The organism is Rahnella sp. PD4 (assembly GCF_049199325.1).
Taxonomy (GTDB): domain Bacteria; phylum Pseudomonadota; class Gammaproteobacteria; order Enterobacterales; family Enterobacteriaceae; genus Rahnella; species Rahnella perminowiae.
The window spans coordinates 421519-447313 of sequence record NZ_JBLZQF010000003.1 but is presented as its reverse complement, the minus strand read 5'-3'; the positions used below and the strand labels follow the sequence as shown (position 1 = coordinate 447313).

Annotated in this window: 26 protein-coding genes; 14 read left to right on the top strand and 12 right to left on the bottom strand. The window is 51.0% G+C overall.

What is annotated here, in order from left to right; all coding sequences use genetic code 11:
* Window positions 1–45 precede the first annotated feature (45 nt).
* The 3 genes from ACOZIO_RS10920 to ACOZIO_RS10910 all read left to right on the top strand — a co-directional run bounded on the left by ACOZIO_RS10920 (window position 46) and on the right by ACOZIO_RS10910 (window position 2977).
* Window positions 46–660 (top strand): hypothetical protein, encoded by a 615-nt coding sequence (locus ACOZIO_RS10920; RefSeq protein WP_421595265.1) that lies wholly within the window; start codon window positions 46–48, stop codon window positions 658–660.
* Between the two features lie 8 nt (window positions 661–668).
* The gene (locus ACOZIO_RS10915; protein WP_421595264.1) at window positions 669–1700 is read left to right on the top strand and encodes a DUF262 domain-containing protein; all 1032 of its coding nucleotides are present in this window, start codon (window positions 669–671) and stop codon (window positions 1698–1700) included.
* Window positions 1701–2278: 578 nt separating this feature from the next.
* Complete coding sequence (locus ACOZIO_RS10910) at window positions 2279–2977, top strand: hypothetical protein (RefSeq protein ID WP_421595263.1); 699 nt, start codon at window positions 2279–2281, stop codon at window positions 2975–2977.
* A gap of 399 nt (window positions 2978–3376) precedes the next feature.
* On the opposite strand, the gene ACOZIO_RS10905 is transcribed toward ACOZIO_RS10910, so the two are convergent.
* Window positions 3377–4159, bottom strand: coding sequence for a DeoR/GlpR family DNA-binding transcription regulator (locus ACOZIO_RS10905; RefSeq protein ID WP_129952969.1), 783 nt, complete (start codon window positions 4157–4159; stop codon window positions 3377–3379).
* Between the two features lie 279 nt (window positions 4160–4438).
* On the opposite strand from ACOZIO_RS10905, the gene gatZ reads away from it, so the two are divergent.
* The 7 genes from gatZ (at window position 4439) to ACOZIO_RS10870 (ending at window position 10718) form a co-directional block, all read left to right on the top strand.
* Complete coding sequence (gene gatZ / locus ACOZIO_RS10900; protein ID WP_129952970.1) at window positions 4439–5734, top strand: tagatose-bisphosphate aldolase subunit GatZ; 1296 nt, start codon at window positions 4439–4441, stop codon at window positions 5732–5734.
* The gene (gatA, locus tag ACOZIO_RS10895; protein WP_129991435.1) at window positions 5727–6209 is read left to right on the top strand and encodes a PTS galactitol transporter subunit IIA; all 483 of its coding nucleotides are present in this window, start codon (window positions 5727–5729) and stop codon (window positions 6207–6209) included. Before gatZ ends, gatA begins: the two co-directional genes overlap by 8 nt.
* Window positions 6210–6284: 75 nt before the next feature.
* Entirely contained in the window at window positions 6285–6569 is a 285-nt protein-coding gene (gene gatB / locus ACOZIO_RS10890) for a PTS galactitol transporter subunit IIB (protein ID WP_129991434.1), read from the top strand.
* Between the two features lie 3 nt (window positions 6570–6572).
* A complete protein-coding gene (locus ACOZIO_RS10885) occupies window positions 6573–7940 on the top strand; it encodes a galactitol-specific PTS transporter subunit IIC (RefSeq protein ID WP_129952973.1) in 1368 nt (455 codons plus the stop codon).
* A 43-nt stretch (window positions 7941–7983) separates the two neighbouring features.
* Window positions 7984–9036 carry a galactitol-1-phosphate 5-dehydrogenase gene (gene gatD / locus ACOZIO_RS10880; RefSeq protein ID WP_217220052.1) on the top strand — a complete coding sequence of 351 codons (1053 nt, stop codon included), beginning with the start codon at window positions 7984–7986 and terminating at the stop codon, window positions 9034–9036.
* A gap of 1 nt (window position 9037) precedes the next feature.
* Window positions 9038–9892, top strand: a complete 855-nt coding sequence (locus ACOZIO_RS10875) for a tagatose bisphosphate family class II aldolase (protein ID WP_129952975.1) — start codon at window positions 9038–9040, stop codon at window positions 9890–9892.
* A 121-nt stretch (window positions 9893–10013) separates the two neighbouring features.
* Complete coding sequence (locus ACOZIO_RS10870; RefSeq protein WP_129952976.1) at window positions 10014–10718, top strand: GNAT family N-acetyltransferase; 705 nt, start codon at window positions 10014–10016, stop codon at window positions 10716–10718.
* Window positions 10719–10770: 52 nt separating this feature from the next.
* On the opposite strand, the gene ACOZIO_RS10865 is transcribed toward ACOZIO_RS10870, so the two are convergent.
* From ACOZIO_RS10865 to ACOZIO_RS10855, 3 genes are all read right to left on the bottom strand, one after another.
* Window positions 10771–11304 carry a GNAT family N-acetyltransferase gene (locus ACOZIO_RS10865; protein WP_129991431.1) on the bottom strand — a complete coding sequence of 178 codons (534 nt, stop codon included), beginning with the start codon at window positions 11302–11304 and terminating at the stop codon, window positions 10771–10773.
* A 52-nt stretch (window positions 11305–11356) separates the two neighbouring features.
* A complete protein-coding gene (gene ada / locus ACOZIO_RS10860; protein WP_217139396.1) occupies window positions 11357–12454 on the bottom strand; it encodes a bifunctional DNA-binding transcriptional regulator/O6-methylguanine-DNA methyltransferase Ada in 1098 nt (365 codons plus the stop codon).
* A 96-nt stretch (window positions 12455–12550) separates the two neighbouring features.
* Window positions 12551–13072: a GNAT family N-acetyltransferase gene (locus ACOZIO_RS10855; protein ID WP_129952979.1), complete on the bottom strand. Its 522-nt coding sequence runs from the start codon at window positions 13070–13072 to the stop codon at window positions 12551–12553.
* A gap of 85 nt (window positions 13073–13157) precedes the next feature.
* On the opposite strand from ACOZIO_RS10855, the gene ACOZIO_RS10850 reads away from it, so the two are divergent.
* A complete protein-coding gene (locus ACOZIO_RS10850) occupies window positions 13158–13712 on the top strand; it encodes a helix-turn-helix domain-containing protein (protein ID WP_129952980.1) in 555 nt (184 codons plus the stop codon).
* Here the strand turns inward: ACOZIO_RS10850 and ACOZIO_RS10845 are convergent.
* From ACOZIO_RS10845 to ACOZIO_RS10835, 3 genes are read right to left on the bottom strand one after another with little or no spacing between them, the layout of a single operon-like run.
* Complete coding sequence (locus ACOZIO_RS10845; protein WP_421595262.1) at window positions 13696–15381, bottom strand: M28 family peptidase; 1686 nt, start codon at window positions 15379–15381, stop codon at window positions 13696–13698. The two genes, ACOZIO_RS10850 and ACOZIO_RS10845, sit on opposite strands and share 17 nt — an antisense overlap.
* 2 nt (window positions 15382–15383) lie before the next feature.
* Complete coding sequence (locus ACOZIO_RS10840) at window positions 15384–16178, bottom strand: transporter substrate-binding domain-containing protein (RefSeq protein WP_217220059.1); 795 nt, start codon at window positions 16176–16178, stop codon at window positions 15384–15386.
* Between the two features lie 42 nt (window positions 16179–16220).
* Window positions 16221–17423: a M20 family metallopeptidase gene (locus ACOZIO_RS10835; protein WP_421595261.1), complete on the bottom strand. Its 1203-nt coding sequence runs from the start codon at window positions 17421–17423 to the stop codon at window positions 16221–16223.
* 195 nt (window positions 17424–17618) lie between these two features.
* Here ACOZIO_RS10835 and ACOZIO_RS10830 point away from each other — a divergent pair, with 195 nt between their 5' ends.
* Entirely contained in the window at window positions 17619–18488 is an 870-nt protein-coding gene (locus ACOZIO_RS10830; RefSeq protein WP_129952984.1) for a LysR family transcriptional regulator, read from the top strand.
* Here the strand turns inward: ACOZIO_RS10830 and ACOZIO_RS10825 are convergent, their stop codons facing one another.
* Window positions 18489–19370, bottom strand: a complete 882-nt coding sequence (locus tag ACOZIO_RS10825; protein WP_235173261.1) for a PhzF family phenazine biosynthesis protein — start codon at window positions 19368–19370, stop codon at window positions 18489–18491. It lies immediately after the preceding gene.
* A 155-nt stretch (window positions 19371–19525) separates the two neighbouring features.
* Here ACOZIO_RS10825 and ACOZIO_RS10820 point away from each other — a divergent pair, with 155 nt between their 5' ends.
* Entirely contained in the window at window positions 19526–20815 is a 1290-nt protein-coding gene (locus ACOZIO_RS10820; protein WP_421595260.1) for a lysine N(6)-hydroxylase/L-ornithine N(5)-oxygenase family protein, read from the top strand.
* Between the two features lie 71 nt (window positions 20816–20886).
* Here the strand turns inward: ACOZIO_RS10820 and trhA are convergent, their stop codons facing one another.
* Entirely contained in the window at window positions 20887–21537 is a 651-nt protein-coding gene (gene trhA / locus ACOZIO_RS10815; protein WP_129952987.1) for a PAQR family membrane homeostasis protein TrhA, read from the bottom strand.
* Window positions 21538–21908: 371 nt separating this feature from the next.
* Here trhA and ACOZIO_RS10810 point away from each other — a divergent pair, with 371 nt between their 5' ends.
* Window positions 21909–22517, top strand: coding sequence for an HD domain-containing protein (locus ACOZIO_RS10810; RefSeq protein ID WP_129952988.1), 609 nt, complete (start codon window positions 21909–21911; stop codon window positions 22515–22517).
* A gap of 41 nt (window positions 22518–22558) precedes the next feature.
* On the opposite strand, the gene ACOZIO_RS10805 is transcribed toward ACOZIO_RS10810, so the two are convergent.
* Genes ACOZIO_RS10805 through ACOZIO_RS10795 form a run of 3 tightly spaced genes read right to left on the bottom strand, consistent with a single transcriptional unit; the run spans window position 22559 to window position 25792 of the window.
* Window positions 22559–23866: an ABC transporter substrate-binding protein gene (locus ACOZIO_RS10805; protein WP_129952989.1), complete on the bottom strand. Its 1308-nt coding sequence runs from the start codon at window positions 23864–23866 to the stop codon at window positions 22559–22561.
* Window positions 23859–24965, bottom strand: a complete 1107-nt coding sequence (locus ACOZIO_RS10800) for an ABC transporter ATP-binding protein (RefSeq protein ID WP_205952659.1) — start codon at window positions 24963–24965, stop codon at window positions 23859–23861. Before ACOZIO_RS10800 ends, ACOZIO_RS10805 begins: the two co-directional genes overlap by 8 nt.
* Window positions 24965–25792, bottom strand: coding sequence for a phosphodiesterase (locus tag ACOZIO_RS10795; RefSeq protein WP_129952991.1), 828 nt, complete (start codon window positions 25790–25792; stop codon window positions 24965–24967). The genes ACOZIO_RS10800 and ACOZIO_RS10795 overlap by 1 nt, the downstream gene beginning before the upstream one ends.
* Window positions 25793–25795 lie beyond the last annotated feature (3 nt).

Genomic DNA, 25795 nt, shown 5'->3' with positions numbered 1-25795 from the left:
CACTAGTGTTTATCCTCGATAAAAACCACGAACTAAGGCACAGAAATGCTAAAAAGTGAAAAATACGCAGAATTTCTAAAAGAAATACGCTCGCTCCCCGATGAAGAGGACTCTTTGAAAGACTTTTGCAGACGGAAAATCATTCATGGTACCCCATATATTTTTATGCAAAGAGAGGATGACTACTACTATTTCCTTAAGCAAATAGCAGTAAAATATGAAATTCCATTCAATAGCATACATATATCAGGTTCAGGAAAGCTCGGATTCTCCTTTATCAAAAAAACTGATTTCAGCCTCAATTCTGATATAGATGTCACTATTATATCTGCTAACCTTTTTGATAAAATAATGGATATGGTCGGCGATTTTCAGATTAGCCTTAGGCAAAGCAGTATATATCTTACGGAATCACAACAGACTAAGTATTTCGATTTTTTAAAATATTCAGCCATGGGGTGGATTAGACCTGATTTATTACCAAAAAAATCTTACCCTTCAGAATTCAGAAAGGAATGGTTCGATTTTTTTAGAAGCATCTCTTATGATAACTGTATTGCGGGTAATTACAAAGTTACAGCTGGCGTTTTTAAATCGTATGAATGTTTCGAGAAATACTCTCTTATTGGCTTAGACAAGCTAACCATAAAACTACCATGAGCTCACCTATGAAAATTGAGACCAATAGCATAACTCCTCGCGTGTCTGATCTTTATAAACAAATTAGAGATGGGTCACTTATCCTCAAGCCCCCTTTCCAAAGAAATTTTGTATGGACTATGAGGCATCAAGAAGAGTTTATCGATACCATTTTGAAGGGATTCCCTTTCCCCGAAGTATATATATGTGATGGTGATATAGATACTGTGACTTTTAATTCAACCACGCTTGTCATTGATGGGCAGCAAAGATTAACAACAATCAAACGTTATATTGAGGGTGTAGATACCGAGAATTTTAATAAAACCCCTGAGTATAAAGATTTATCAAAAGAACAAAAGGAATCTTTCCTAGGTTATAAAGTTGTAGTTCGTAATATAGGTAAAGTAGAAGAAACAACTATTAGAGAGGTATTTAGACGCATAAACCTCACCAAGTTTAGCCTTGATGCTATTGAAATTCAAAATGCGATCTATGACGGTGAGTTTATAAGAACTGCCAAAGAAATATTAGACTCTATCAAAATAGAAGATTATGGAGTACTTAAATCCTCAGAGCTAGATAGAATGGCAGACTTACATTACATATTACTAATAATGTCCACAATTGAAAATAATGGTTATTTCTCCCAAGACTCCGAATTAGAAGACATCATTGAGAGATACAACGAAAAATATCCAAGAAAGGAAGACATGAAAAAACTTTTAATAATGGTTTTTGCATTGGTAGACGAAATGAAGTTACCAATTGATTCCGTATGGTTTCGAAAATCAAACTTCTTTACCATGTTAGTTGAAATATCAAAATTCATCCTTGACAGTGCCGAACGAACTGGAATTGAGGAACTCGAAAAACATATACCTCCTATCGACTCACTTCGTGAACTATTAAACTCATTCTCTAAAGACCTTTATCTATATAAAGATAGTGCATCTCCTTATAAAGAATATTACCCATGCATGTATCAAGGGACGAATAATCGTAAATCCCGAGTAGTTCGCTCAGAAACATTTCGCCACAAAATACTCTCAGAAATTTAAAGTTTTTTCTCTAGCCAGCCTTTTAATAGGGCTGGTTGTTTACCAGCCAAAACAAAATTTTTATATCATTCTCAGACCGCTCTTAAGACCTAACCTTCTAAAGTATGGTTCGCGCGCAATTCTCCCCGCCTGCCCGCTGCTGACTTAGCTCGCTGGTTTTAATGCATCAAGAAAAGCCCCTGAAAGCCAGTGTAGCATGGGTTTTGAGCCATTTTGAGCACTCCCGATTGCATGCAAAACCATGCACCCTATGCATGCAGAGCTCGCAAGGACAGGCTAGCCAGAGAAAAGGCTGTCCGGAGGGACGGTTTTGCACCGTATTAATGAAAAATCCGCCTTATTCGAAAGCGGCATTACAGCCTGATGCGTTGATTTTAAGGCCTGTTTTCGCATACATAAAATAACCGCTGCTTATCTACAAAACAGTCAATAATCACCAAAAATGCAATAACCCACTGATAAATAAAAACAAACAAACATTACAAAGAGTTTATTCATAAATATTTTTTTGGACCAGTTTCCTATTCATCAAATTAATGGTTCTATTAAGATTAAACTCACTACATAAGTCAAACGCCATGGAAATTACCAAAAAATTTATCCTGGAAGGGCTTGAACGACTTGATTTATGCGACCTAAAGGGTCGCCCTTACGATTGCTCATTCGAGTTGCTATCTGCTCCTCCAGAAAGAAAACGTCTAATAATCATGGGATTCAACGGTTCTCAAGCAGACGAATGCTTTACGAACAAACAAGTCATAATTGAAGGGTTTCACTCCCCCGACTTCTCAAATATTAAAGCCGGCATGGAGGGAGCCTGGGGGATAAAACATCTTGCGAACCGTTTATATAACATTCCGGAAGAACTTGGGTTTCGATGGTATGAGACCGTTTATACCAATGCATTACTTATGTGCTCCAAGGATGCAAACTCTGTTAAAAAAGCAGCGCTCAGCAGTCCGATTGGGAGCCTTAATAATCTTATCGAGAAATCAATGCGGTTCTTTGAAGAAGTTACGTTACCCTTATGCCAGCCCGAACTGATTATTGCGTATAGTAACGGAATGAACTCACATTCAGCAGCAAGGTTAATGAGCGATCATTTTGGGAAGGGGTGTAAACCTCAATATGTAAATCAAAGTAGCTACTACGCTACGTTCAGTTTTATGGCTCGTTTCAAACTATCAGATGTTCCTGTCATCGGTATACGGCATATGTCACGCTTCAAACCTGACCTACAGCTCATCCGTAAAGCCTGGGAACTCCAACAATTATAATTAATAAAAGTCTCAGGTTTACGCACCTTATTTTCGGAATCGATTTATATTCAGGCATACACCACTACGCTTTTTTATTATTTGAAAAAAGCCAACTATTTATCTTAACTTCCCGAAGCCCGTTATCACCAGATAAGCCCGTTAACGCAAATAAAGCCGCCCCCCGAAAGGATTTGCGGCTTTATTATTGCTTCTCAACGTTCAGTCGCCTTCACTCCCCCGCTGTCGCAGGAACCTTTCTCTGCGGCAGTTTTTGGATACAGCTTCCACTTATGAATAGCTGTTACTGAAACGCCTATGTTTTTCCCCGCACATCTGCGCAACCCTCAGATCTGCCTGTTTTATTGATTCGTCAGCAGTCGTAAAGTCTGCACGGTTGATGGCGGAAGCGGCTAAAAATCAGACGACAATAATCTCTGTAGAGGTTTGTTTAAGCGCCCGTTGCACATCATCGCTGATACCGGTGTCAGTAATGATGGTGTCGATTTTTTCCATAGGGAGCACCAGGTTATAGCCGCGTCGTCCAAATTTGGTGGAATCTGTGACCACCACGACCCGCTGAGCAGCATCGGCCATGATACCGCTGATGCTATAGCCTTCATTAAATGTGGTGATCCCTGTTGCCGCATCCAGGCCATCAGCGCCGACAAACATGAGGTTTGCGACGATACCCTGCAATGCATATTCCGTAATGTTGCCATGCAGTGAGCGCGTTTTGTGACGCAGTGTTCCCCCGCAGACAACCAGCGTGATATCCGGGTTTTCGGATAACACAAAGGCAGCAGGTAAGTTATTAGTAATGACAGTGATATCACCCGCTTTCACCAACTCTTCAGCCAGCAGCATGGTGGTGCTGCCGCTGTCGAGGATCACGGTGTCACCCGACTTAACCAACCCTGCGGCAGTCTGAGCGATGCGTTTTTTCGGATCGCTGGCGTGAAGGTAACGCTCTTCCAGAACCATTTCATCCAGCGGTTTGTCGTGACCTGCCGTTTCTCTGGCAGTCCGCTTTGCCGCACCGCCATGAAAACGACTGAGCGCACCTTTTTGTTCCAGCAAACTCAGGTCAGAACGAATCGTAACCTCTGAAACTTCGAAAGCACTCGAAAGCTCAGCAACCAGAACACTGCCATTCTCATTCACTAAATCAATGATTCTATTGCGACGTTCATAAGTATTCATTATGGGTAATCCGAAAGGTCATATACCTCCCAGTGTAAACAAAAGGCACCTGAATGAGGAGTAAAAATTCCGCACGATGTGAATCACAGCAACTCCCGACAGGTTGACGCTGCGCACGGCGATTTTATCTTTTCGTTTCACGAGATGCCTTCATAAACGAAAGCAATCGAATGAAATAAACTTACGAATTATTCCGATCATCATCACGAAATCTGCAAAACGCTATTGTTTGCCTTTCGGAAAGGTATGATCCTCTTCGGAAACAAACGGAGGCCTAAAATGAAAGACATTATTGCTAAACACAAGACAGGCGAAAGGATCGGCATCTGCTCAGTATGCTCTGCGCATCCGCTGGTGATTGAAGCTGCATTACGGGAAGATTTGCACACTGACCGCAAAGTGCTGATCGAGGCAACGTCCAACCAGGTCAATCAGTTTGGCGGCTATACAGGCATGCAACCCATTGATTTCCGAGATTTCGTTCTCGCCATTGCCGAGAGAATTGGATTCCCGTTACCGCGTCTGATTTTAGGGGGCGATCATCTGGGGCCAAACTGCTGGCAGCATGAAAACGCTGAAACAGCGATGGCAAAAGCACAAGACCTTATTGCGCGCTATGTCGAAGCCGGATTCAGCAAAATTCATCTGGATGCGTCCATGTCCTGTGCAGACGATCCTGTTCCTTTGGATCCTTTCGTCGTAGCTCAGCGTGCAGCGCGTTTATGTCAGGTCGCTGAAGAAGTGGCAACGCCACAGCAGAAAGCATTGCTGACCTATGTCATTGGCACTGAAGTCCCCGTCCCAGGCGGTGAGTCATCGGCGATCCAGCATGTTCATATCACCGAAACCAGAGATGCAAAAGCGACTCTGGAAATGCACCATCAGGCATTTCGCGAACTCGGGCTGAATGATGCCCTGGATCGGATCATTGCCATCGTGGTCCAGCCCGGCGTTGAATTCGATCACAGCCGCGTGATTCATTATCAGCCCGATCTTGCCCAGGAGCTGTCAGCTTATATTGCTGCCACACCTCTGGTTTATGAAGCCCATTCTACCGATTACCAGACCCGCGATTCTTACCGCAGTCTGGTGAAAGATCACTTCGCTATCCTGAAAGTGGGTCCTGCACTGACTTTCGCTTTGCGGGAAGCCGTTTTTTCCCTGGCCAACATTGAACAGGTATTGATTGCGCCAGAGTGCCGCAGCCAGATCCTGACGGTTATTGATGGCGTCATGCTGGATGAGCCCGGTTACTGGAAAAAGTATTACAACCCGACATTCAGCCTGTCACTTATCGATCTGCATTTCAGCTTATCCGATCGTATTCGCTACTACTGGCCTCATGTCCGTATCAACCGGGCGATGGACGTTTTAATGGCTAACCTGCGTTCAGTAGATATCCCGCTTGGTCTGCTGAGCCAATACCTGCCTGCTCAGTTTGAACGGGTGATGACCGGTGCACTTACCAGCGATCCGCATGAACTTATCATCGATAAAATTCAGGACGTTCTGCGCGCGTATCACTTCGGTTGCACGCCGTCGCAGACAGTATGTGAAGGAGTCTGCCATGCATAACTGCGCAATCTTCGTCAAAACCGGTATCAGTTTTGCGGATTATCACGAGGCACTCGCACATATCGGTGAACGTATGGTGCAGGAGGGCGTGGTGGAAACGACGTATCCGCAGGCGCTGATACATCGCGAGGCTGAATATCCAACCGGCATCCAGCTTGAACATCATGCTGTCGCCATTCCGCATTGCGAAGCCATTCATGCCCGCAGCCCGGCCATTTATCTGATCAGGCCAGATACCACAGTGGAATTTTTTCAGGCTGATGACGAAGGAACGATTCCCGCCAGACTCATCATTGCCCTGATTGTCACTCATCCGTCCGAACAGCTGAAGCTATTGCGTCAGTTATTCAGCCAGTTACAGGAACCTGTTTTTTTTGAACGTCTACTGACAGTTCCGGAAGAACAATTAGCCGCGCTTTTTGAACAGCACATTTTTCTGCCTGCTCCTGAGAAGCGATCCGCTGTGTGTACCTGAAAATACCATAAGCAATAACCCCGATGTCTTACCTACAAAAATAACATTTAAAACAATTTGTTAAGGAGCCTTACCGTGAAGCGAAAAATTATAGTCGCCTGTGGCGGAGCTGTTGCCACCTCTACGCTGGCAGCGGAGGAAATCAAAGAATTGTGTGAGGCACATGGCATACATGTGGATCTGGTGCAGTGCCGGGTAACAGAAATCGAAACCTATATGGACGGTGCTCATCTGATTTGTACCACCGCCAAAGTGGACCGGACATTTGGCAGTATTCCGGTTGTACATGGCATGCCGTTTATCTCCGGCGTGGGCATGGATACATTGCGCCAGCAAATACTGACCCTGTTACAGGAGTAAGTCATGTTTACCGACATCATGCGCTACATCCTCGATCTCGGCCCGACAGTCATGCTGCCTGGGGTGATCATCGTTTTCTCGCTGATATTAGGGATGAAACTTGGGGATTCATTTAAATCTGCCATTCACATTGGTATTGGTTTTGTCGGAATCGGTCTGGTCATCGGCCTGATGCTCGATTCCATCGGGCCTGCGGCAAAAGCCATGGCAGAGCATTTCGAAATTAACCTGCAGGTCGTCGATATTGGCTGGCCAGGCTCGTCGCCAATGACCTGGGCATCACAAATTGCGCTGGTTGCTATTCCGATTGCAATCGGTGTGAACATTGTGATGTTGCTGACGCGTATGACCCGTGTCGTCAATGTGGACATCTGGAATATCTGGCACATGACATTCACAGGCGCCATGTTGCACCTTGCTACAGGCTCTTACTGGCTGGGGATCATGGGGGTGATTTTACATGCCGCATTCATCTACAAGCTGGGCGACTGGTTTGCAAAGGACACGCGTGATTTCTTTAATCTGGAAGGCATTGCTATCCCACATGGTTCCTCAGCCTATCTCGGGCCGATCGCAGTCCTGGTTGATACCGTCATTGAGAAGATCCCGGGGCTGAACAAAATTCACTTCAGTGCTGATGACGTGCAAAAGCGTTTCGGTCCGTTTGGTGAACCGGTCACCGTCGGTTTAGTGATGGGGCTGATTATTGGTTATCTCGCCGGGTACGACGTCAAAGGCATATTGCAGCTGGCCGTTAAAACCGCTGCAGTCATGCTTCTGATGCCACGGGTTATCAAACCGATAATGGACGGTTTAACGCCTATCGCCCGTCATGCCCGTACGCGTCTGCAGGCCCGCTTTGGCGGACAGGAGTTCCTGATTGGTCTGGATCCGGCGTTATTACTGGGTCATACCGCCGTGGTTTCCGCCAGCCTGATTTTTATCCCTCTGACAATTCTTATCGCTGTGCTTGTCCCCGGAAATCAGGTCTTGCCGTTTGGTGACCTCGCCACTATCGGTTTCTTCGTTGCCATCGCGGTTGCCGTGCATCAGGGCAACCTGTTCCGCACGCTGATTTCGGGCTGCATCATCATGAGTATCACGCTGTGGATAGCCACACAGACCATTGATTTGCACACCCAGTTGGCCGCGAATGCAGGTGCACTCACGGCTGGCGGAAGAGTGGCTTCACTCGATCAGGGTGGCTCGCCGATCACGTATTTACTCATCCAACTTTGCACACTTAAAAACATCGCAGGGCTGACTATCATCGGCGTTATTTACGCTATCGGCGTATTCCTGACATGGCGTCGCGCCCGTCAATTCACACAAACAGAAAAACGGGCAGCCGCTGCACTGGCTAACTCTTAACTTTCATCCCGGCGGGGGTATTCCCCGCCTAAGGAATCTGACTATGAAATCTGTCGTTGTACATGCTGACAGCAGACTAACTGTTGAAGAGCAACCTGCTCCCACGCTGAGTGCTCCCGATGAAGTTCTGGTTCGCATTGCCTACTCCGGGCTGTGCGGGTCCGATATTCCGCGTATTTTCGCCAGCAGCTCACATTTTTACCCCATCACATTGGGCCACGAATTTAGTGGCCACGTCATCAGCACCGGAGAAGATGTGACCGATTTACACGAGGGGGATGCCGTGGCCTGCGTACCTTTATTACCCTGTTTTCAGTGCGAAGAATGCCGTCAAACAGCGTATTCCCAGTGTAAGCACTATCAGTTCATCGGCTCCCGACGCAGTGGCGGCCATGCTGAATTCATTGTGGTTTCGCGGAAAAATTTATTCAAATTGCCGGAAAATTTTTCCCTCCTGCAAGGTGCTTTTCTGGAACCGCTCACCGTTGGTTTGCATGCACTGAAACTGGCAGGAGGTTGTCAGGGTAAAGAGGTAATAGTGATTGGCGCGGGCACCATCGGGCAATTAGTCATTCAGGCCGCCAGCGCGCTGGGCGCGAAATCGGTGACAGCCATCGACATCAATCCGCAGCGCCTTGCCCTGGCAGAGGAAACAGGCGCAAGCCACGTTTATAACAGCGCAACGTGCAATGCTGATGACATCCGCCAGCAAACTCACGAAAGGCGCTTTAATCAGCTGATTGTTGAAACGGCAGGTACGGCACAAACCGTGGCTCTGTCTCTCAATATTGCCGGCCCCAAAGCGCAAATCGCGCTGGTCGGCACCTTACACAAAGAGCTGACGTTAGACGTCGCCACTTTCGGCCATATCCTGCGCAAAGAGCTGACTTTACTCGGCAGCTGGATGAATTATTCCTCTCCATGGCCGGGCAGTGAGTGGCGGCAGGCCATTCAGCTTTTTACTGAGAATAAACTCAGCCTTGAACCCCTGATCGCCAGTGTTGCCCGTCCGCAAGAGTTTATCCGGGAGGTCGCCGCGCTGGCTGGCAAGCCGATGACAGGAAAGATTCTGCTGGATATGACAGGAGGCCGATAAAATGTATCTGATTTCTAACAGAGAAATGCTGCTCGCGGCTCAGCGCGGGTGTTATGCCGTTCCTGCTTTTAACGTACATAATCTCGAGACGGTACAAGTTGTTGCAGAAACGGCGGCAGCCATGAGTTCCCCGGTGATCCTTGCCGGAACGCCGGGGACATTCAGTTATGCGGGCACAGATTACCTGATCTCGATATGCCATGAGGCTGCGCGGAAGTATCGCATTCCACTGGCACTGCATCTGGACCATCATGAGGATCAGGGCGATATCGAAAGTAAAGTCCGGGCAGGCATCCGCTCCGTAATGATCGATGCATCGCATTTCCCGCTGGCACAAAACATCCAACATGTGCGTGAAACTGTCCGGCTGTGTCATGCCTTTGATGCCAGTGTCGAAGCAGAACTCGGCCGACTTGGCGGACAAGAAGATGATCTGGTGGTAGAGGAAGGTGACGGTATTTTCACCGATCCCGTTGTGGCTAAGCATTTTGTTGAATCCACACGCATTGATTCACTGGCCGTTGCCATTGGCTCTGCGCATGGCCTGTATCAGGGGGAACCGAAGCTGGATTTCAGCCGCCTTGGGCAAATCCGCCAGCAGGTCGATATTCCGCTGGTGCTTCATGGTGCGTCCGGTATTCCTGAAAACATGATACGCCAGGCGATTGAACTGGGCATTTGCAAAGTCAATGTTGCCACCGAGCTGAAAATAGCCTTTGCCGGTGCGGTAAAAGAGTATTTTGCACGACATCCGGATGCGAATGATCCCCGCAAATACATCGTGCCCGGCAAACTGGCGATGCAAAAAGTGGTTGAGGAAAAAATCAGGATCTGTGGCAGTGCCGGGTGCTTATAACGGGCCTTTATTAATAAGCGGGTCAAACACCCGCTTTACAGATTTTTATTAAAGCGCCGGTTGCAGCCACCATTCCATTCTGATTTTATGGAAGTTCATTGATAGTAAAATGGAAACTGCTATGACCACCCTTAACCACTTTGGCCAACCCATTGGTGATGCCCTTCCCGACTGGCAACCCCGCGAACGACCTTCTCATGTTCAGCTTGATGGTCACTGGTGCCGCCTGGAACCGCTGAATACTGAACGCCATAGTCAGGATCTGTTTAAGGCCTGGCACAGCATTGATGATAACCGCGACTGGACGTATCTCTCCGTCGATCGCCCTGCGACCCAGGCTGATTGCGATCTGTTCATTTCCCAACAGGCCAGAAGTGAGGATCCGCTGTTTTTCGCAGTTGTCGATATACAGACACAACGCGCAGTCGGCAGCGTTTCCCTGATGCGTATTGATGCCGTGAATGGCGTGGCCGAAATTGGCTGGGTGAATTGGTCTCCGCTGATGAAACGAACACGTTTTGGCACTGAAGCGATTTACCTGCTGCAACGTTATCTGTTCGATACGCTGAAATATCGCCGCTGCGAATGGAAATGCCACAGCCTGAATGAGCCGTCAAAACTGGCCGCGCAGCGTTTCGGGTTTCAATATGAAGGGATGTTCCGTCAGGCCATCGTCAATAAAGGGCATAACCGTGACACCTGCTGGTATTCCGTTCTCGACTCTGAATGGCCAGCCTCAAAAACCGCGTTTGAACGCTGGTTAAGTGCAGAGAATTTCACTGCCGAAGGTCAGCAAAAGCAGCGGCTGGAAGCACTGCGTCAGTGAAGATCGCCTGCGTTATTCACTGACGCAGGCAGTATTTCGCCGCGAAGGGGATTTACAGTGCAGTCAGCACGCTGATATCAGGCCACGCATAAATTATATTCGGTGAGCGCCAGAGAGGCCCGGCATCGGTATAGCGCCCGGCCTCCCTGCCTCCCAGGGCACGGTAAAAGAGGATGGCGGGTTCGTTACCTTCCACCACACCAAGCCCTGCGCCCCGGAAACCCTCACCGGCCAGATGTCTTGCAGCCTCAGCGATTAACCGCTTGCCGATTCCCTGACGTTTGAACAGCGGGGAAACATACAGGAATTTGATTTCAGCCATGTTGCCAAATTCCGGGTTTGAGGAAGCCGACGCCAGACAAAATCCGGCGAAAACGCCATCAGTTTCTGCAATGAAAATACCCTGACCGGCTACGGGATGTGCAAATTTATCCTGCCAGAAAGCCTGACGGCGCGGGACATCAAGCGCCGCAAAGGCCTCCGCAGGAGCAAGTTCACGATAAGTATCACGCCAGATGGCAACATGTAATTGGGCAAGCGCGTCGATATCTTTGGGTTCAGCAATCCGTAAAGTGCAGGCTGGCACGGCATCCCTCATTATAAAAAATCCACGAAATCATTAAGTCTGCTCAGTATAGTCAGCCCTTCTCTTCCCGCGCCAGCAAACTTCGTTTTCGTTCCACGCCCCAGCGATAACCAGAAATATTGCCGCCGGTTTTCACCACCCGATGGCAGGGGATTGCAACTGCCAGCAGGTTCGCGGCACAGGCTCCGGCCACCGCGCGGACTGATTTCGGCGAACCGATTTTATGGGCAATTTCGGCATAACTGGCGGTGCTTCCCGGCGGGATATCACGGAGTGCCTGCCAGACACGCTGCTGGAAAGCCGTACCGCGAATATCCAGCGGCAAATCCAGACCGATATGTGGCGCTTCCACAAAGCCGATGACCGAGGCAATTCGCCGCTCGAAATCCGGATCGCCACCCAATAATTCTGCCTGTGGAAAACTGTTTTGCAGTTCGTTAATCAGCTTCTCAGGATCATCCCCCAGCAAAATAGCGCAAATCCCCCGCTGACTTTCGGCGACCAGTATATCGCCCAGAGAAGATTTGCCGATGGCAAACCAGACGCGGACATCGCGACCACCTGATCGGAAATTTTGTGGCGTCATGCCCAGCGTCGCTGCAGAGGTTTCATAAAACCGGCCATCGGAAGGATAGCCCGCCGCATGGATCGCCTCGGTGACCGTCGCGGAATGTGTCAGGTTTTCACGTACGCGTCGTGCCCGCTGCGCCTGTTGGTATTCTTTAGGCGTCAGGCCGGTTTGCGCTTTAAACAGGCGATGAAAATGATAGGCGCTGATGCCCACCCCGGCAGCCAACTGATTCAGCGTCAGCATGTCGGCTGATTGTTCCAGCAACCGGCAGGCCTGAGCCACGCGCTGAGCATGAAACTGCGCCAGTGAAATCAGCCCCTGACGGCAGCGCTTGCAGGGACGAAATCCTGCCTGTTCTGCGGCTTCGGCATCATCAAAATAAAGAATATTTTCCGGATTCGGCTGGCGGGACGGGCACGAAGGTGCGCAGTAAATCCCCGTGGTTTTGACTGCATAAACAAACCTGCCATCAGCCTTTGCATCACAACTGACTACTGCCTGCCAGCGCGGATCCTGGCTCTGCACACGGGTGGAGTTTTCCCCTGTCTTATTTTTAACAACGCCTGTTTTATCTGACATTTTCTGCCTCACATTACCGACTGGATAACGGTCAGCATAAGCCGCCGTTAACACCCGTACCCTCCGGCTCTTGCTTTCTCATTCTGCACCAAGCATTCAGCCTGCAACCGGTTTTAAGGGCGTCTCGAGGATCATCTGATAAAAGGCCAGATCCAGCCAGCGATCAAATTTGAAAGCCGCCTGTTTAATCGTGCCGGCATGACTGAATCCATTTTTTTCGTGCAGGGCAATGCTGCCACTGTTAGCCGCATCAATGGCACCAATCAGGGTGTGTACGCCCCTCTCACGCGCGACATCAACCAGCGCGTTCAGCAGGATTTTGCCCAATCCTTTGCCACGGTGATCTTTATGAATATAAATCGAATGCTCGACCGAATATTTATACGCAGGCCAGGCGCGGAACGTGCCGTAACTGGCAAAACCCAGCAACGCACCCTGTTCGTCCTGCAGTCCGATCACCGGAAAATTATGGGTCAGTTTAGTCGCAAACCAGGCTGTCATACTGTCGATGTGGCGCGGTTTATAATCATAAAGCGCGGTGGATGTCAGGATCGCCTCATTAAAAATATCCAAAATTGCCACAGCATGCTGGCGTTCAGTGCAGGTAATCATTTTCATCAGTCATTCCCGTTGGCTTCCGTTATGCGGTAAATTCCACTATAGTAGAATTAATTCTACAAAAGTAAACAACGGAACTGACCTTATGTCAATCGACCAATTGATCGCCACACGCCTGCAGGCTTTGCGAAAAGCGCAGGGTTTAAGTCTCGAACAACTCTCCGGCAGTTCGGGCGTCAGTAAGGCAATGATTTCGAAAATTGAACGGCAGGACAGCAGCCCGAGTGCCAGTCTGTTAGGCCGCCTCGCGGCCAGTCTGGGCGTTTCGCTGGCGCAGCTACTTTCAGAAGATAACGAACAGCCCGCCCCCTTGCGTCCGCTGGCGCAACAGGAAATCTGGCAGGATCCGGATATCGGTTATCTGCGACGTCAGGTAACCGCACATCAGGAAAACGGCGGCCCGGAACTGGTTGAAATCACGCTGCCCGCCGCCGCCCGCATCAGTTATCCTGGCTGGAATCATCAGGCCTATAAACAACGTTTATGGCTGGTGGAAGGGACGCTGACCATAGATTATGGTGCTGAAAAATATGCCTTATCGGCGGGTGATGCACTGACGTTTGGCGTGGATTTGCCCATCACATTCAGTAATCCCGGCGCTGAGCCTTGCCGGTATCTGCTGGTCATGAGCGACAAATAGCTTCCACATTTTCCAGCAGCGCCAGCGCACGGTCGTGCTGACGGCGAAAACGCGTCGTCATCATCAGCCACATTTCCGGCGAGGTATCTTCCCGCCGTGCAGCCAGTTCCTGAAAACCGGGGAAGGCACCGCCGCGATAACTCAGGTCGTAATGGAAATCGTCTACGGAGCTGTAACGCAGACGATGCAAACCGGCAATCGCCTGCTTCATCTGAGGCTGCCAGATCTGTGGCTCCGTCTGCCAGTTGGTGGTCAGTTCACTCAAAACAGGCTGTAATTGCTGTAATTTTTCAGCCACGGCGGAGAGATCAAATTCAGGTGAAACGCTGGTGGCCAGTTCTGCCAGTGATTGCTGTAAACCGTTCAGATACGTCAGCGGATCCAGCGGTAGCGCGGTCTGTGTCAGCAGACCTTCCAGCCAGTGCGCGTGGATTTGTGTATCGCGCCACAGAATATTCAAATCCACTTTATCGTAAGTGTCGTCTTGTGTGTGCCACCACCAGCCACCGCCACTGCCTGGCGACTGACTGGTTTTTTCCAGCGGGATTTCGCGAAAGGCAAAATGCAGCGGCACACCACAGCCCCAGAATGACTGATCACCGCCTTTGCCCGGAGGGATAATGCACTGCGGCGGGTCGCCGGTCACGGCTTCCACCGCCGCATTTAAAAAAGACTGTGATTCCGCACCGCTGGCATTGAGCACAATATTCACCGCATCCTGACACCCCGGTGAATCGACGTTAATGTGCGCCACACAATGCTGTTTCAGTGACTGGCGGTAGTTATCGGCATACCAGGTGGAGCCTCCATAGCGGGCGTTAGAATGCCCGGGCCACCAGATAATCCGCAACCCGCGCAGCAACCTTTGCGGCTGCTGATGAAAATGGATGGCCATCGCCAGACAAAGCGCATTACCGGTCGCGTTGTCCGTAACCCCCTCATGCCAGGAATCGTAATGTGAGGAGAGGAGTACGAATTCCGGCGTACTGCCGGGAATATCCACCACCGGCATGCTGCATCCGGCGACGTGAAAATTCAGTTCCGTGGCAATTTCCAGCCTCATCAGCGGATGTTGCTGTAACTTCTTTAACAAATGCTGACCGTCCTGGTGATTAACGGAAATCACCGGCAGGCGCGGATAACGCAGAAAATCATCCGGTTCGGGCGTTCCCCAGACCGGTCCGACAGTTTCTTCATGCAACGCTGTTTCAGCCGAGCCCCAAATATGAATAAGTCCGGCGGCACCTGCGGCACACAGGCGTTGTACATAATCTTCAAAACCCTGGCCAGCAATCACGATTTTGCCTTTTACCTCCTGCGCCCAACGTTGCCATTCATGATCTGTACGTGATTTACAGGCACCGGCATCATAATAGCCGTGCCCCTCCACGCCCTGCGGGCAATGTGCCGAGAATGAACGGGTTTTGGCATTGCACTGCCATTGCGGAAACTCAGGCAGACGCAACCTTCCGGCCAGCGGATCGCTGAGATACAGCGGGCAATGCAACAGCCGCGCATCCAGACCTTGCTCCTGCAACACAGACACCATGTGCTGCGCCGCCCGCTCCGCATCATCGCAGCCGGAAAGCCGGTGCAACGTGGAAAATTCACGCAGCAGCCCATCCATCAGGGGTAATAAAAACTCACGAACCGGCTGGCGCAATCCCATGATTATTTAACCTTTTCCTGATGAACCGATATGTCCAGCGGACCGAAGTAATGGGTCTTAATCTTTTCCCAGGTACCGTCAGCCATGATTTTTGCCAGGCCGTCATTGAGCAGTTTTTTGATGTGATCATCGCCTTTACGCAGGCCGTACGACGAACCGATGCTGAACAGTTTATCGTCACGCACTTCCGGGCCGGTCAGGGTAAAATTCCTGCCTTCCGGTTTGTTGAGGAAGCCAAAAGTCACCGCCACCGCCGGGCTGAGCGCACCGTCCAGGCGTCCGGCCACCAGATCCTGATAAATGGTGTCCTGATCGGCATACGCCACCACATCCACTCCTTTCGGCTGCCAGAAAGTATTGGCATACATTTCCTGAATCGAACCCTGCTGAACCGCGATACGCTTACCCTGCAACGATTCCGGCGTCGGCAACAGCGGGCTGCCTTTTTGCACCACCAGTTTGGTCGGGATGTGATACACAAAATCGCTGAAGTCGATCACTTTGCGGCGTTTTTCGGTCGCCCCCTGCGGCGAAATGAAATCCACTTTTTTGGCAATCAGCGAAGGGATTTCCGCGTCAAAGCTGCTGACCACATAGTCACATTTGACTTTCATCTCTTTGCAGATGGCGTTGGTGACATCAATTTCAAAGCCGGTCGGCGTCCCCGCAGCATCACGGAACTGGAACGGCGGATAACTTAAATCAGCGCCGACACGCAGCGTTTCGCCTTCGGCATGCGCCAGTGCGCTGCCCAAGATCATTGCCATAAGGGCAGCCACTTGTATTTTTTTCATCATTATCCTGTCCTCATACCCAAGGTTATTATTTTGATTGTGAACTTAAAAACGGGACTTCCAGTTTAAAAACTCTTCCCGAACGGCCTGAAGTTTTGCACCGTCCTGACACAGATCAACTGTCGTCATCGCCAGCGCTTTTGCCGCCTGCAACATAGCCTGCAGACCGGCTTCGGAACCGGCAGCTTCGGCAAATTCCGGTGTATGTGGCAGCACATCACCAATACGGATATACGGGTGGATCGCCGCCGTTACCTGGCTGACGTTGCCGATATCAGAAGAACCGATCCCGCCACTGAGCGGCGGCGGAACCACTTCTACGCCGAGGATGTCCAGATTTTGTTTAAAGTATTCCGCCAGCGTCAGGTTGTTATTGCGCTCGGCGTAGGTCAGCCCTTCTTCAATTTCCAGCCGCGCACCGGCCATCAGCGCCGCACCCCGCGCCGCATCAAACACTTTTTGTTTGACGGTACTGAGACCCCTGACCGTTTCAGCGCGCATCAGGAATTTCGCTTCCGCATAAGCCGGAACAATATTGGTCGCACTGCCACCATCGGAAATAATGCCGTGCACGCGCACATCGTCGGTGAACAACTGACGCAGGGCATTAATGCCGTTGAAGGTGTGGATCACCGCATCGAGCGCGCTGATCCCGTTCTGGGGAGCTGATGCCGCATGCGCCGCTTTGCCATAGAATTTAAATATCGCATCCACACATGCCAGCCCGCCGCGTACCACCATGGTTTTATCGCGCGGATGGAACATCATCACCGCGTCGACATGGTCGAAAATGCCTTTCTCGCTGAGAATAATTTTCCCGCCGCCCTCTTCCTCTGCCGGTGTACCGATCACTTCCAGCTTGCCGGTCAGCAGATGCGATTGTTGTTTCAGCGCCAGCGCGGCCGTCACGGACGCCGTGCCAATCAGGTTATGTCCGCAGGCGTGCCCCAGTTCCTTCAGCGCATCGTATTCCGCCAGCAACGCGATCACAGGGCCCGGCTTACCGCTGTCAAACGTCGCGCGGAATGCCGTCGGCAAGCCGCCCGACTGAACCTCAATCTCAAATCCTGCCGCCCGCAGTGGCGCAATCAGTGCCGCTGCCGATTCGGCTTCCTCAAAGCTGAGTTCAGGGTTGGCATGAATGCTCAGCGCCAGCGCACTGGCCTGTGCTGCGAGAGAATCCACAGCTGCGATAATCTCAGCTTTCTGTTCTTTGGCGTGATGAACCGATGTAGTGCAACCAGACATGTTTTATTCCCTGCGATGGTGCAAGACCAAAAATTATTTTCGGGTAAATGCAACTTGGTGCGACGATGACGCGCCGCTACACCAACAGAAATAGGGCTTTTACTGTTTTCGGTCAAATTGAGCCTTTTTATCTGTTGCGCTTTTTACGCAAAAAATATTTTATGGAGGAAGGATTTTACGGGTGGCGGAAAAACGATGAACGAGAAAGACTGGCTGATATTGCGGGCGGTATATCAGCATAAAAATATCACCCGTGCAGCGGAACAGCTTTATACCTCACAACCCGCGCTCAGTTACCGTTTACGCCAGATTGAACGCAAGCTGGCGATCCGTCTGTTTGAAGAAGGACAAAAAGGGCTGACCTTCAGCGCACAGGGCGAATATCTCGCGCAACACGCCGTCACCGTGCTCAATGATTTACAGCAACTGAAACTCAATCTGCACAGTCTGGATCAGGAGCAGCAGGGAGAGATTTCACTGGGCGTGTCGAGCAACTACGCGGCGTACCGTCTTCCGCCATTGCTCAGCCAGTTCCGGCAGACACATCCGGGGATCCGTGTGAATCTGATGAGCGGTTTTAGCGAGGAGATCATTCAGAAGCTGTTGCGCGGGGAAATTGATATCGCGCTGGTGAAGGACGATTTTAACTGGAAGGAAAGCAAGCATCTGATTGAAGAAGATGATTACGTGCTGGTCAACAGTCAGGATTTTGATTTCGCCCTGTTGCCGCACATGCCGCAGATAAAAATTCACCACGGTGCGCACGTGACGCAACTGATTGAACGCTGGTGGAATGCCAACTTTTCGCATGCACCGACTGTCACAATGGAAGTCGACAAACTGGAAGTGTGCATGGCGATGGTGGAACACGGACTGGGTTACGCGATTGTCGCTCCTTATTTACCGCTGCCGGAGCATTTTTACCGCCGCCCGATCACAGTGGACGGCGCGACGGTAAAAAACCGCACCTGGTTGCTGCACCGCCATAACCTGCATGCCACACCGTACATGCAGGCGTTTATACATCTGTTACAAACGGCGCAACACGGGCTGATGCCCCGCTGATCAGAGATCTAACGTGCCGTCGATCAGCGTACAGCTATCGCCGCCGATCCACGGTTCGCCATCCACAAAGGTGACAGTCACGCGGCCATCGCGCTGGAGCTTCGTTCCCTGACGCACGCGGTAGGTTTGTGCCATATGCGCACCATCCGGGAAATTCGCCGCTTTCAGCACCCGCGCCAGACAGGCATTGGCGCTGCCGGTGACCGGATCTTCTTTCAGCACACCGTTTTCGTCGATAATCGCCCGCACTTCATAATCCGCCGGGCCGTTTTTATCGTGTAAACCATAGACTGCGATACCGTTAATCCCCAGCTGTGTTTGCAACTGACTGACCGCGGCGGCATCGGCCGTGATATTCAGACAGTCCTGCGCACTTTCCATTCGCACGACCAGCCAGATGATGCCCATATCGACCGATACCGGCATGACGTCAGCCTGAATGTTGCCGCCGCGCAGCGCGGTTTCCAGCAACGCATGATGTTCAGTCTCCAGCGGTTTCAGTTGTGCAGGCGGAGCGGAAAATGCCTGACCGCCTTCTGCCAGCTGTTTTACCTGCACCAACCCGACACCGCATTCCTGCACCAGATAGCCAGAATTTTTAGGCTTCAGCCCGCTTTGCAACAGCGCATATGCCGTACCCAGCGTCGGATGTCCGGCGAACGGCAGCTCTTTGTCAGTAGTGAAAATCCGCACGCCGTAATCCGCTTCGGGTGACGTCGGTTTGATCACAAACGCCGTTTCCGCAAGATTGGTCCAGCGGGCCATGGCAAACATTTCGGCATCCGTCAGCCCTTCCGAATCTAGTATTACGGCCAGTGCATTGCCTTTGAGCGGCTCAGCGGTGAACACATCAACTTGTTTAAAACGACGCAAGCGGGTCATAGCAAATCCTTTTTAATCGTTGAGTAAGAAAAGGCAAAGTGAATGCATAGAGCAATATTTCAATAAGCTATCGGGAAAAAGGCCAGTCGCTGTCGGCTGACCTATGCTTAATAACATTGTTTCCAAAGTATCCTAAAAACATAAGGAATAGAAAGATGCCCGTGAAGGATTTGGTTGGTATTGGTATCGGTCCCTTTAATCTCAGTCTCGCCGCCATGGCAAAAGACACGGAAAAACTCAACGCTGCTTTCTTCGACGCTAACCCGGAATTCAGCTGGCATCCCGGTATGTTATTACCCACGGCGACCATGCAGACCTACGTCCTGCAGGATCTGGTCACTACCGTTGCGCCGCGCAGCGAATTCTCGTTTATTAATTATCTGGTTGAGCAGAAGAAAATTTACCGTTTTCTGGCCACGGAACAGCTGATCATCAGCCGCGATGAGTTTTCCGATTATCTGCGCTGGGCGTGCGACCGCATTACGGGTTTGCATTTTTCCGAACCGGTTGAGCGGATTGATTTCGACGATAAGCGGCAGGAATTTATCGTGCAGAGTGAAAAAGGCAAGCACCGCGCGCGCAATATTTGCCTCGGCACCGGTCATGCACCGTGGATCCCTAAACCGGCACGGGCAGCACTGGGGGATAACTGTTTTCATGCTGCAGAAATAGAACTGCGTGAGCCTGATTTCACCGGTAAACGGGTGGTAGTAGTCGGCGGCGGACAGAGCGGTGCCGACATCGTTCTTAACGCACTGAGCGGCCACTGGGGCGAATTCACCGAACTGAGCTGGATATCCCGGCGCCCTAATTTTCAGCCACTGGATGAATCAATTTTCACCAATGAATATTTTACCCCAGAGTATGTGAACTACTTTTATACGCTGCCGGAAGAGGTGCGCGAGCAGGAAATAGAAACGCAAAAACTGCCTTCTGACGGCATCAGTTATCACACGCTGGAAGACATCTATAAGCAGCTTTACCACCGTTTCGACGTGCTGCATCAGCCGCGTAACGTGCGTTTGTTGCCCCACCGCGCATTGGATCATATCGTGCGTAATGCGGCTGGCGATTTCAGTTTGCAGGCAAAGCACGGGCTGGAAAAATGCGAGGAACATTTCAGTGCCGATATGGTGATCCTGGCGACCGGGTACCGCCCCGGTTTACCGGATTATCTTGAACCGCTGCTGGCACGTATTCCTTATGACCGCGAGCAACATTTGCCGCTGCAGCCGAATTTCAATCTGCGCTGGGATGGTCCGGAGCAGAACCGCATTTACGCAGTGAATTCCGGGATCCACAGCCACGGCAGTGCCGAAGGGCAACTGACGCTGACCGCGTGGCGCTCGGCAAAAATCCTTAATCATTTGCTGGGCGAGGCACATTACGATCTGCGGCCGGTGCCCTCGCTGGTCCAGTGGTGGTCAGATACGCCCCATAAATAGCGAGCACAAAAAAGCGGAGCATCAGGCTCCGCGTTTCCTTTTCTTAAAGCGCCTTCGTGACTGAAAACACGTCAGACGTAAAAATAGATGGCTAAAAAGTGGCAGGCACTGCCGCCAAGCACGAATCCGTGCCAGATGGCGTGACCGAACCGATAACGTTTTGAAGCGTAAAAAATAACGCCCAGCGTGTATATCAAGCCACCCAGCGCCAGCAATATCACACCGCCAGGGGAAAGTTTGGTCGCCAGCTGATAAATCACAATCAGTGACAGCCAGCCCATTGTCAGATACGTGACCAGGGAAAGCACCTCAAAACGGTGCGCAAACGCCAGTTTAAAAATCACGCCGAACAGCGCCAGCCCCCAGATCACCGCCATTAATCCTTTCGCCAGAGGAGAATTGAGCCCGACCAGCAGGAACGGCGTGTAGGTACCGGCGATCAGTAAATAAATCGCGCAGTGATCAAGTTTTTTCAGCCAGTATTTGGCTTTCTGATGCGGTATCGCATGATACAGCGTGGAGGCCAGATACAGCAGAATCATGCTGCCGCCGTACAAACTGTAGCTGGTGATCGCCATGGCGCTGGCGTTATCGCCTACTGCCTGAACCAGCAACAGCACCAATCCGACAATCCCGAAAATCAGACCCACGCCGTGACTGAGGCTGTTGGCAATCTCTTCAGCCCACGGATATCCCTGTGGTGATGGAGACAACTTACCCATACGTTGAGAACCCTCCAGGCAAAATACGTTAAAAGAATATAAAAGCGCTTCAAATCCGGTTGCTTATAACGGCTGATTATAAATCATACCGCAGACAGAGTAGCTGAGAATTATTCCAGTGTACACCTGTAAGCTTAAAACGAGTATTTCCCGATGTTACAGTCCCTTATCAGGATCATCATTTCAGAGTGACACCGTCTGGAATCCCTTCAATTCATTCACTTTGCTTATAATTTCTCCTCATGGCATTCAGAAAAGAACGATGCTGACCGCACCCAAAAACATGATTTTTTGTCATCAAGGGACTAAGGTGTACCGGAAATCTCTGATAACGCCATTAACAATGCTGTCAATATGACTAAGGTTTGACTATGTCTGTAGCAACTTCCCCGCTGGATTTCGGTGCCATGACTGAAGTTTTTCAGTTCCTGATGGAAATCGACAAGCTGAAAAGCGTGCAACGCCGCACAAAAGTTTTAGGCACTGAGCGTCAGGAAAATTCCGCGGAACATAGCTGGCATTTCGCCGTGGCAGCGATGTCTCTGGCACCTTTTGCGCCGGCAGGTATTGATATTAATAAAGTCATCCGCATGGCGTTGATCCATGACATCGTGGAAATTGATGCCGGTGACGTGCTGGTTTACGATCTCGCTGCCCGCGCGGCAGTTCAGGATCAGGAAATCATCGCAGCGAAACGTCTGTTCGGCCTTTTGCCCGCGCCGCTCGACCGCCAGTTCCTGGATTTGTGGGATGAATACGAAGCGGGTGAAACGCCGGAAGCACGCTTTGCGCTGGTGATCGACCGTGTGATGCCGATGGTCATGAACCTGAATAATCAGGGTCAGAGCTGGGTGGAAAATAATATCCGTCTGGAGCAGGTGTTAGCCCGCAATGCCTTTATCGCCGATATCCATCCTGAACTGTGGCTGCATATCCGCAGTCATCTGGATAATGCTCATCAACAGGGCTGGCTGAAATAATAAAAACCTTCCCCTCGTGAGAGGGGAAGGCGCAAGATCAACTACTTAGGAACATTCAGTGTCGTGGAATCCACGTAAGGTTTCAGGAGGGTATCGGCGTCTTTCTGTGCCTGTGCCGCCGCCGCTTCCGGCGTGACTTTCTCATTATTGACCAGTGCCGCCAGCTGATTTTCCATCGCCTGACGTACGGCTACGGTTTCATACGTCGCATACCACGGATAGGCGTATTTCAGCTGCTCCAGCGCAATCGCTGCACGCGGATCCTTTGCCAGGTAATCTTTCATTTCCGGTGTGTCATAGGACGCCATACGCGGTGAAAAATAGCCGGTAAAGCGGCTCCAGGCACCGTTAACTTTCGGGCTGACCAGATATTGCAGGAAAGTGTAGGCGGCTTTTTTCTGGTCGTCGGAAATGCCTTTAAAACTTACCAGACTCGCCCCGCCGATGGTGACACCGTTACGCACCTGGGCAGGCATCATGGCTACGCCCAGCTCGAAATCTTTGGTGTTTTCACGCATAAAGCCCAGCGCGCCGGTACTGAGCATCGCCATGCCGAGTTTACCGGAGAAAAATGCCGCGCTGATTTGTTTCGAGTTCAGCACCCCCGGCGGCATCACTTTGTCGCGATATACCAGATTCTGCCAGAAGCGCAGTGCCCCCAGTGTGGACGGTTTGTCGTAATAGACTTCGCCCGGATAATCGGCATTGTAGTACTGGCCGCCGTTGGCGCGGGTCAGTGCCGATAAAATCCAGCCGCCGTAATCATCATTGGTTGACGGCAGCATGATGCCCCACTGGCCTTTCGCCGAGTCCGTCAGCTTTTTCGAATCTGCCAGCAATTCATCCCAGTCTTTCGGCGGTGCGGTAATGCCCGCTTTGGCGAACATGTCTTTGTTGTAATAAAGAATAGGCGTCGAGTTATGGAACGGGATGGCATAGGTCACGCCGTTAACCTGTGCGTTCTGACGCAGGGCAGGCCAGAAATTTTGCGTCAGAAATGGCGTGGCTTTCTGATCGCCGAATTTGAACAGCTCATCCATCGGCAAAATTTCATTTTTAATCGCCAGATCCGCCGTGAAGTTAGCAGACATAATCACCAGCGCCGGTGGCTGGCCTGATTTAGCCGCCGCTTCGGCTTTGACTTTGGTGGTGTCGTAGTTACCGGTAAAAATCCCGCGCACTTCGATATCATTTTGTGACTGGTTGAACTCTTTGATAACGCGGGTCATTTCCAGGGTCAGTTTGCCGTCAACCGGCGCCGGGAACATGAAATCGATATTTTCTTTGGCGGAGGCGGTGCCCGCGGCAATCAAGCCGATGGCGAGCGCCAGCGCATGAACGTTACGCATAATGGTGATTCTCCCGGTGCAGGTTTTGCTGGTTTTGGCCTGAAAAAAGATGAAGATCGTGCAAAGAAAAATGCAATGTGATGCGGTCGCCGGGTTGTGGAATATTCCCGCTGTTTTCCCGCAACAGATTTTTACGGACGTAGCGGATTTTCCCGATCGCCGTGTCGGCGTGACATAAATACTCCGCGCCGAGCAACTCGCGGTAGGTCAGTGTCGCCTGCAATTGCAGGCTTTCACCTTCCGCAGGCTGGTCGCTGATGTGTTCGGGTCTGATGCCCAGATACACCTCATTGAGTGCCTGCGCATGCTCAGTTTGCGGCAGATGAACCGGCTGATTTTCGACCGTCAGCATGCCATCAGCACACGGCAGTAAAAACAGATTCATCGATGGTGTGCCGATAAACCCGGCGACAAACAGGTTGGCCGGATGCGCATACAACCTTTCCGGTGCGCCAATTTGTTGCAGGTGGCCTTTATCCAGCACGGCGATCCTGTCCGCCATGGTCATGGCTTCCATCTGATCATGTGTGACGTAAACAGTGCTGGTTTTCAGTTGTTTATGCAGTTGCATGATACCGTCACGCACTTCCGTGCGCAGGCGTGCATCAAGATTCGACAGCGGCTCATCCATCAGAAACAACTTAGGATCGCGCACAATAGCGCGCGCCATCGCCACCCGCTGCCGCTGACCGCCGGATAACTTGCCGGGTTTGCGTTTGAGCAAGGGCCCGAGCTGTAATAATCCGGCGACGCGATCTACCCGTGCCTGATGCAGATGTTTCGGCTCATTGCGCATCCGCATGCCGAACGTGATGTTTTGTTCAACGGTCATGTGCGGGAACAGCGCGTAGTTCTGGAAGATCATCGAGAAATTGCGCTCGCGCGGCGACAGCCCGGCGATATCCTTACCGTCGAGTATAATGCGCCCGTCGCTGACCTCTTCCAGACCGGCCAGCAGGCGCAGCAAGGTACTTTTGCCGCAACCCGATGGCCCGACCAGCACCAGAAATTCACCGTCGGTGATTTCCAGCGACAGCTGATTCACTGCCGTGCTGCCTTCAAACTGTTTGGTAATATTTTCCAGACGAATGCCAGACATCATTGAAAGTCCACCGGGCAACTGATTTGCGCATCATAAAGATAGGGGCCGGGATATTGTGACAACGGATGCAGATAACTGACCAGCCCGGTGTGATCCACCAGACGATGCATCACGCAGGCCGCCGGCTCGAGGTTATAAAACGGTGCCGGATTATGATGATAATACGGCACCTGATGTACCGTGCCGGGAATGGTGGTGATGATCGTCTGTTTGTACTGCGTAAAAATCAGACGGTGCGTGTGGCCGCAGAACACGCGAACCAGCGACGGAAAGCGATCAATCAGCGCCAGCAGCTGGTCACCGTTTTCACACGAAATGGCGTCCATCTGTGCCGAGCCGACTTTCACCGGCGGGTGGTGCATAAACACCGCCGTCGGCTTATCGCCCCCCTGCTCCAGCTGACCTTCCAGCCACGCCAGCGTTTCCAGCGTCAGGAACCCCTTCGATTCTCCGGCCAGGCTCGAATCGATAAACAGCAGACGCATCGGGAAATCATCAATGGCGTAATGCATGTTTTGCGGATCGGTGCCGAGCTGCGGACACAGCGAATGCAACGCTTCCAGAAACTGTGCTTTGTCGTCGTGGTTGCCGGGAATGATGTACAGCGGATAACGCAGATTGCCCAGCGTGCGACGCGCCACCTCATATTCCTGCGGCAGACCGCAGTTAACGATATCACCGGTGATCACTACCGCATCCGGTTGTTCTTCCAGCGCATTCAGCTGGCTGACCACTTCGGCGTTGCAGCCGTTCACATCGATAAAGTCATACAGTTTGCGGCCATCGCTGCGAAAGTGCATGTCAGAAATCTGAGCTAAAAACATGGA

Bases quoted from the DNA above. Each gene is read 5' to 3' on its own strand.
- ACOZIO_RS10810 (WP_129952988.1), top strand. From the start codon at position 21,909: ATGTCTGTAGCAACTTCCCCGCTGGATTTCGGTGCCATGACTGAAGTT.
- ACOZIO_RS10850 (WP_129952980.1), top strand. From the start codon at position 13,158: ATGTCAATCGACCAATTGATCGCCACACGCCTGCAGGCTTTGCGAAAA.
- ACOZIO_RS10905 (WP_129952969.1), bottom strand. From the start codon at position 4,159: ATGAATACTTATGAACGTCGCAATAGAATCATTGATTTAGTGAATGAG.
- ACOZIO_RS10915 (WP_421595264.1), top strand. From the start codon at position 669: ATGAAAATTGAGACCAATAGCATAACTCCTCGCGTGTCTGATCTTTAT.
- gatZ (WP_129952970.1), top strand. From the start codon at position 4,439: ATGAAAGACATTATTGCTAAACACAAGACAGGCGAAAGGATCGGCATC.
- ACOZIO_RS10800 (WP_205952659.1), bottom strand. From the start codon at position 24,965: ATGTCTGGCATTCGTCTGGAAAATATTACCAAACAGTTTGAAGGCAGC.
- ACOZIO_RS10920 (WP_421595265.1), top strand. From the start codon at position 46: ATGCTAAAAAGTGAAAAATACGCAGAATTTCTAAAAGAAATACGCTCG.
- ACOZIO_RS10855 (WP_129952979.1), bottom strand. From the start codon at position 13,072: ATGAAAATGATTACCTGCACTGAACGCCAGCATGCTGTGGCAATTTTG.
- ACOZIO_RS10875 (WP_129952975.1), top strand. From the start codon at position 9,038: ATGTATCTGATTTCTAACAGAGAAATGCTGCTCGCGGCTCAGCGCGGG.
- trhA (WP_129952987.1), bottom strand. From the start codon at position 21,537: ATGGGTAAGTTGTCTCCATCACCACAGGGATATCCGTGGGCTGAAGAG.
- ACOZIO_RS10845 (WP_421595262.1), bottom strand. From the start codon at position 15,381: ATGGGATTGCGCCAGCCGGTTCGTGAGTTTTTATTACCCCTGATGGAT.
- gatA (WP_129991435.1), top strand. From the start codon at position 5,727: ATGCATAACTGCGCAATCTTCGTCAAAACCGGTATCAGTTTTGCGGAT.
- ACOZIO_RS10885 (WP_129952973.1), top strand. From the start codon at position 6,573: ATGTTTACCGACATCATGCGCTACATCCTCGATCTCGGCCCGACAGTC.
- ACOZIO_RS10820 (WP_421595260.1), top strand. From the start codon at position 19,526: ATGCCCGTGAAGGATTTGGTTGGTATTGGTATCGGTCCCTTTAATCTC.
- ACOZIO_RS10910 (WP_421595263.1), top strand. From the start codon at position 2,279: ATGGAAATTACCAAAAAATTTATCCTGGAAGGGCTTGAACGACTTGAT.
- ada (WP_217139396.1), bottom strand. From the start codon at position 12,454: ATGTCAGATAAAACAGGCGTTGTTAAAAATAAGACAGGGGAAAACTCC.
- ACOZIO_RS10830 (WP_129952984.1), top strand. From the start codon at position 17,619: ATGAACGAGAAAGACTGGCTGATATTGCGGGCGGTATATCAGCATAAA.
- ACOZIO_RS10840 (WP_217220059.1), bottom strand. From the start codon at position 16,178: ATGATGAAAAAAATACAAGTGGCTGCCCTTATGGCAATGATCTTGGGC.
- ACOZIO_RS10805 (WP_129952989.1), bottom strand. From the start codon at position 23,866: ATGCGTAACGTTCATGCGCTGGCGCTCGCCATCGGCTTGATTGCCGCG.
- ACOZIO_RS10835 (WP_421595261.1), bottom strand. From the start codon at position 17,423: ATGTCTGGTTGCACTACATCGGTTCATCACGCCAAAGAACAGAAAGCT.
- ACOZIO_RS10870 (WP_129952976.1), top strand. From the start codon at position 10,014: ATGACCACCCTTAACCACTTTGGCCAACCCATTGGTGATGCCCTTCCC.
- gatD (WP_217220052.1), top strand. From the start codon at position 7,984: ATGAAATCTGTCGTTGTACATGCTGACAGCAGACTAACTGTTGAAGAG.
- ACOZIO_RS10825 (WP_235173261.1), bottom strand. From the start codon at position 19,370: ATGACCCGCTTGCGTCGTTTTAAACAAGTTGATGTGTTCACCGCTGAG.
- ACOZIO_RS10795 (WP_129952991.1), bottom strand. From the start codon at position 25,792: ATGTTTTTAGCTCAGATTTCTGACATGCACTTTCGCAGCGATGGCCGC.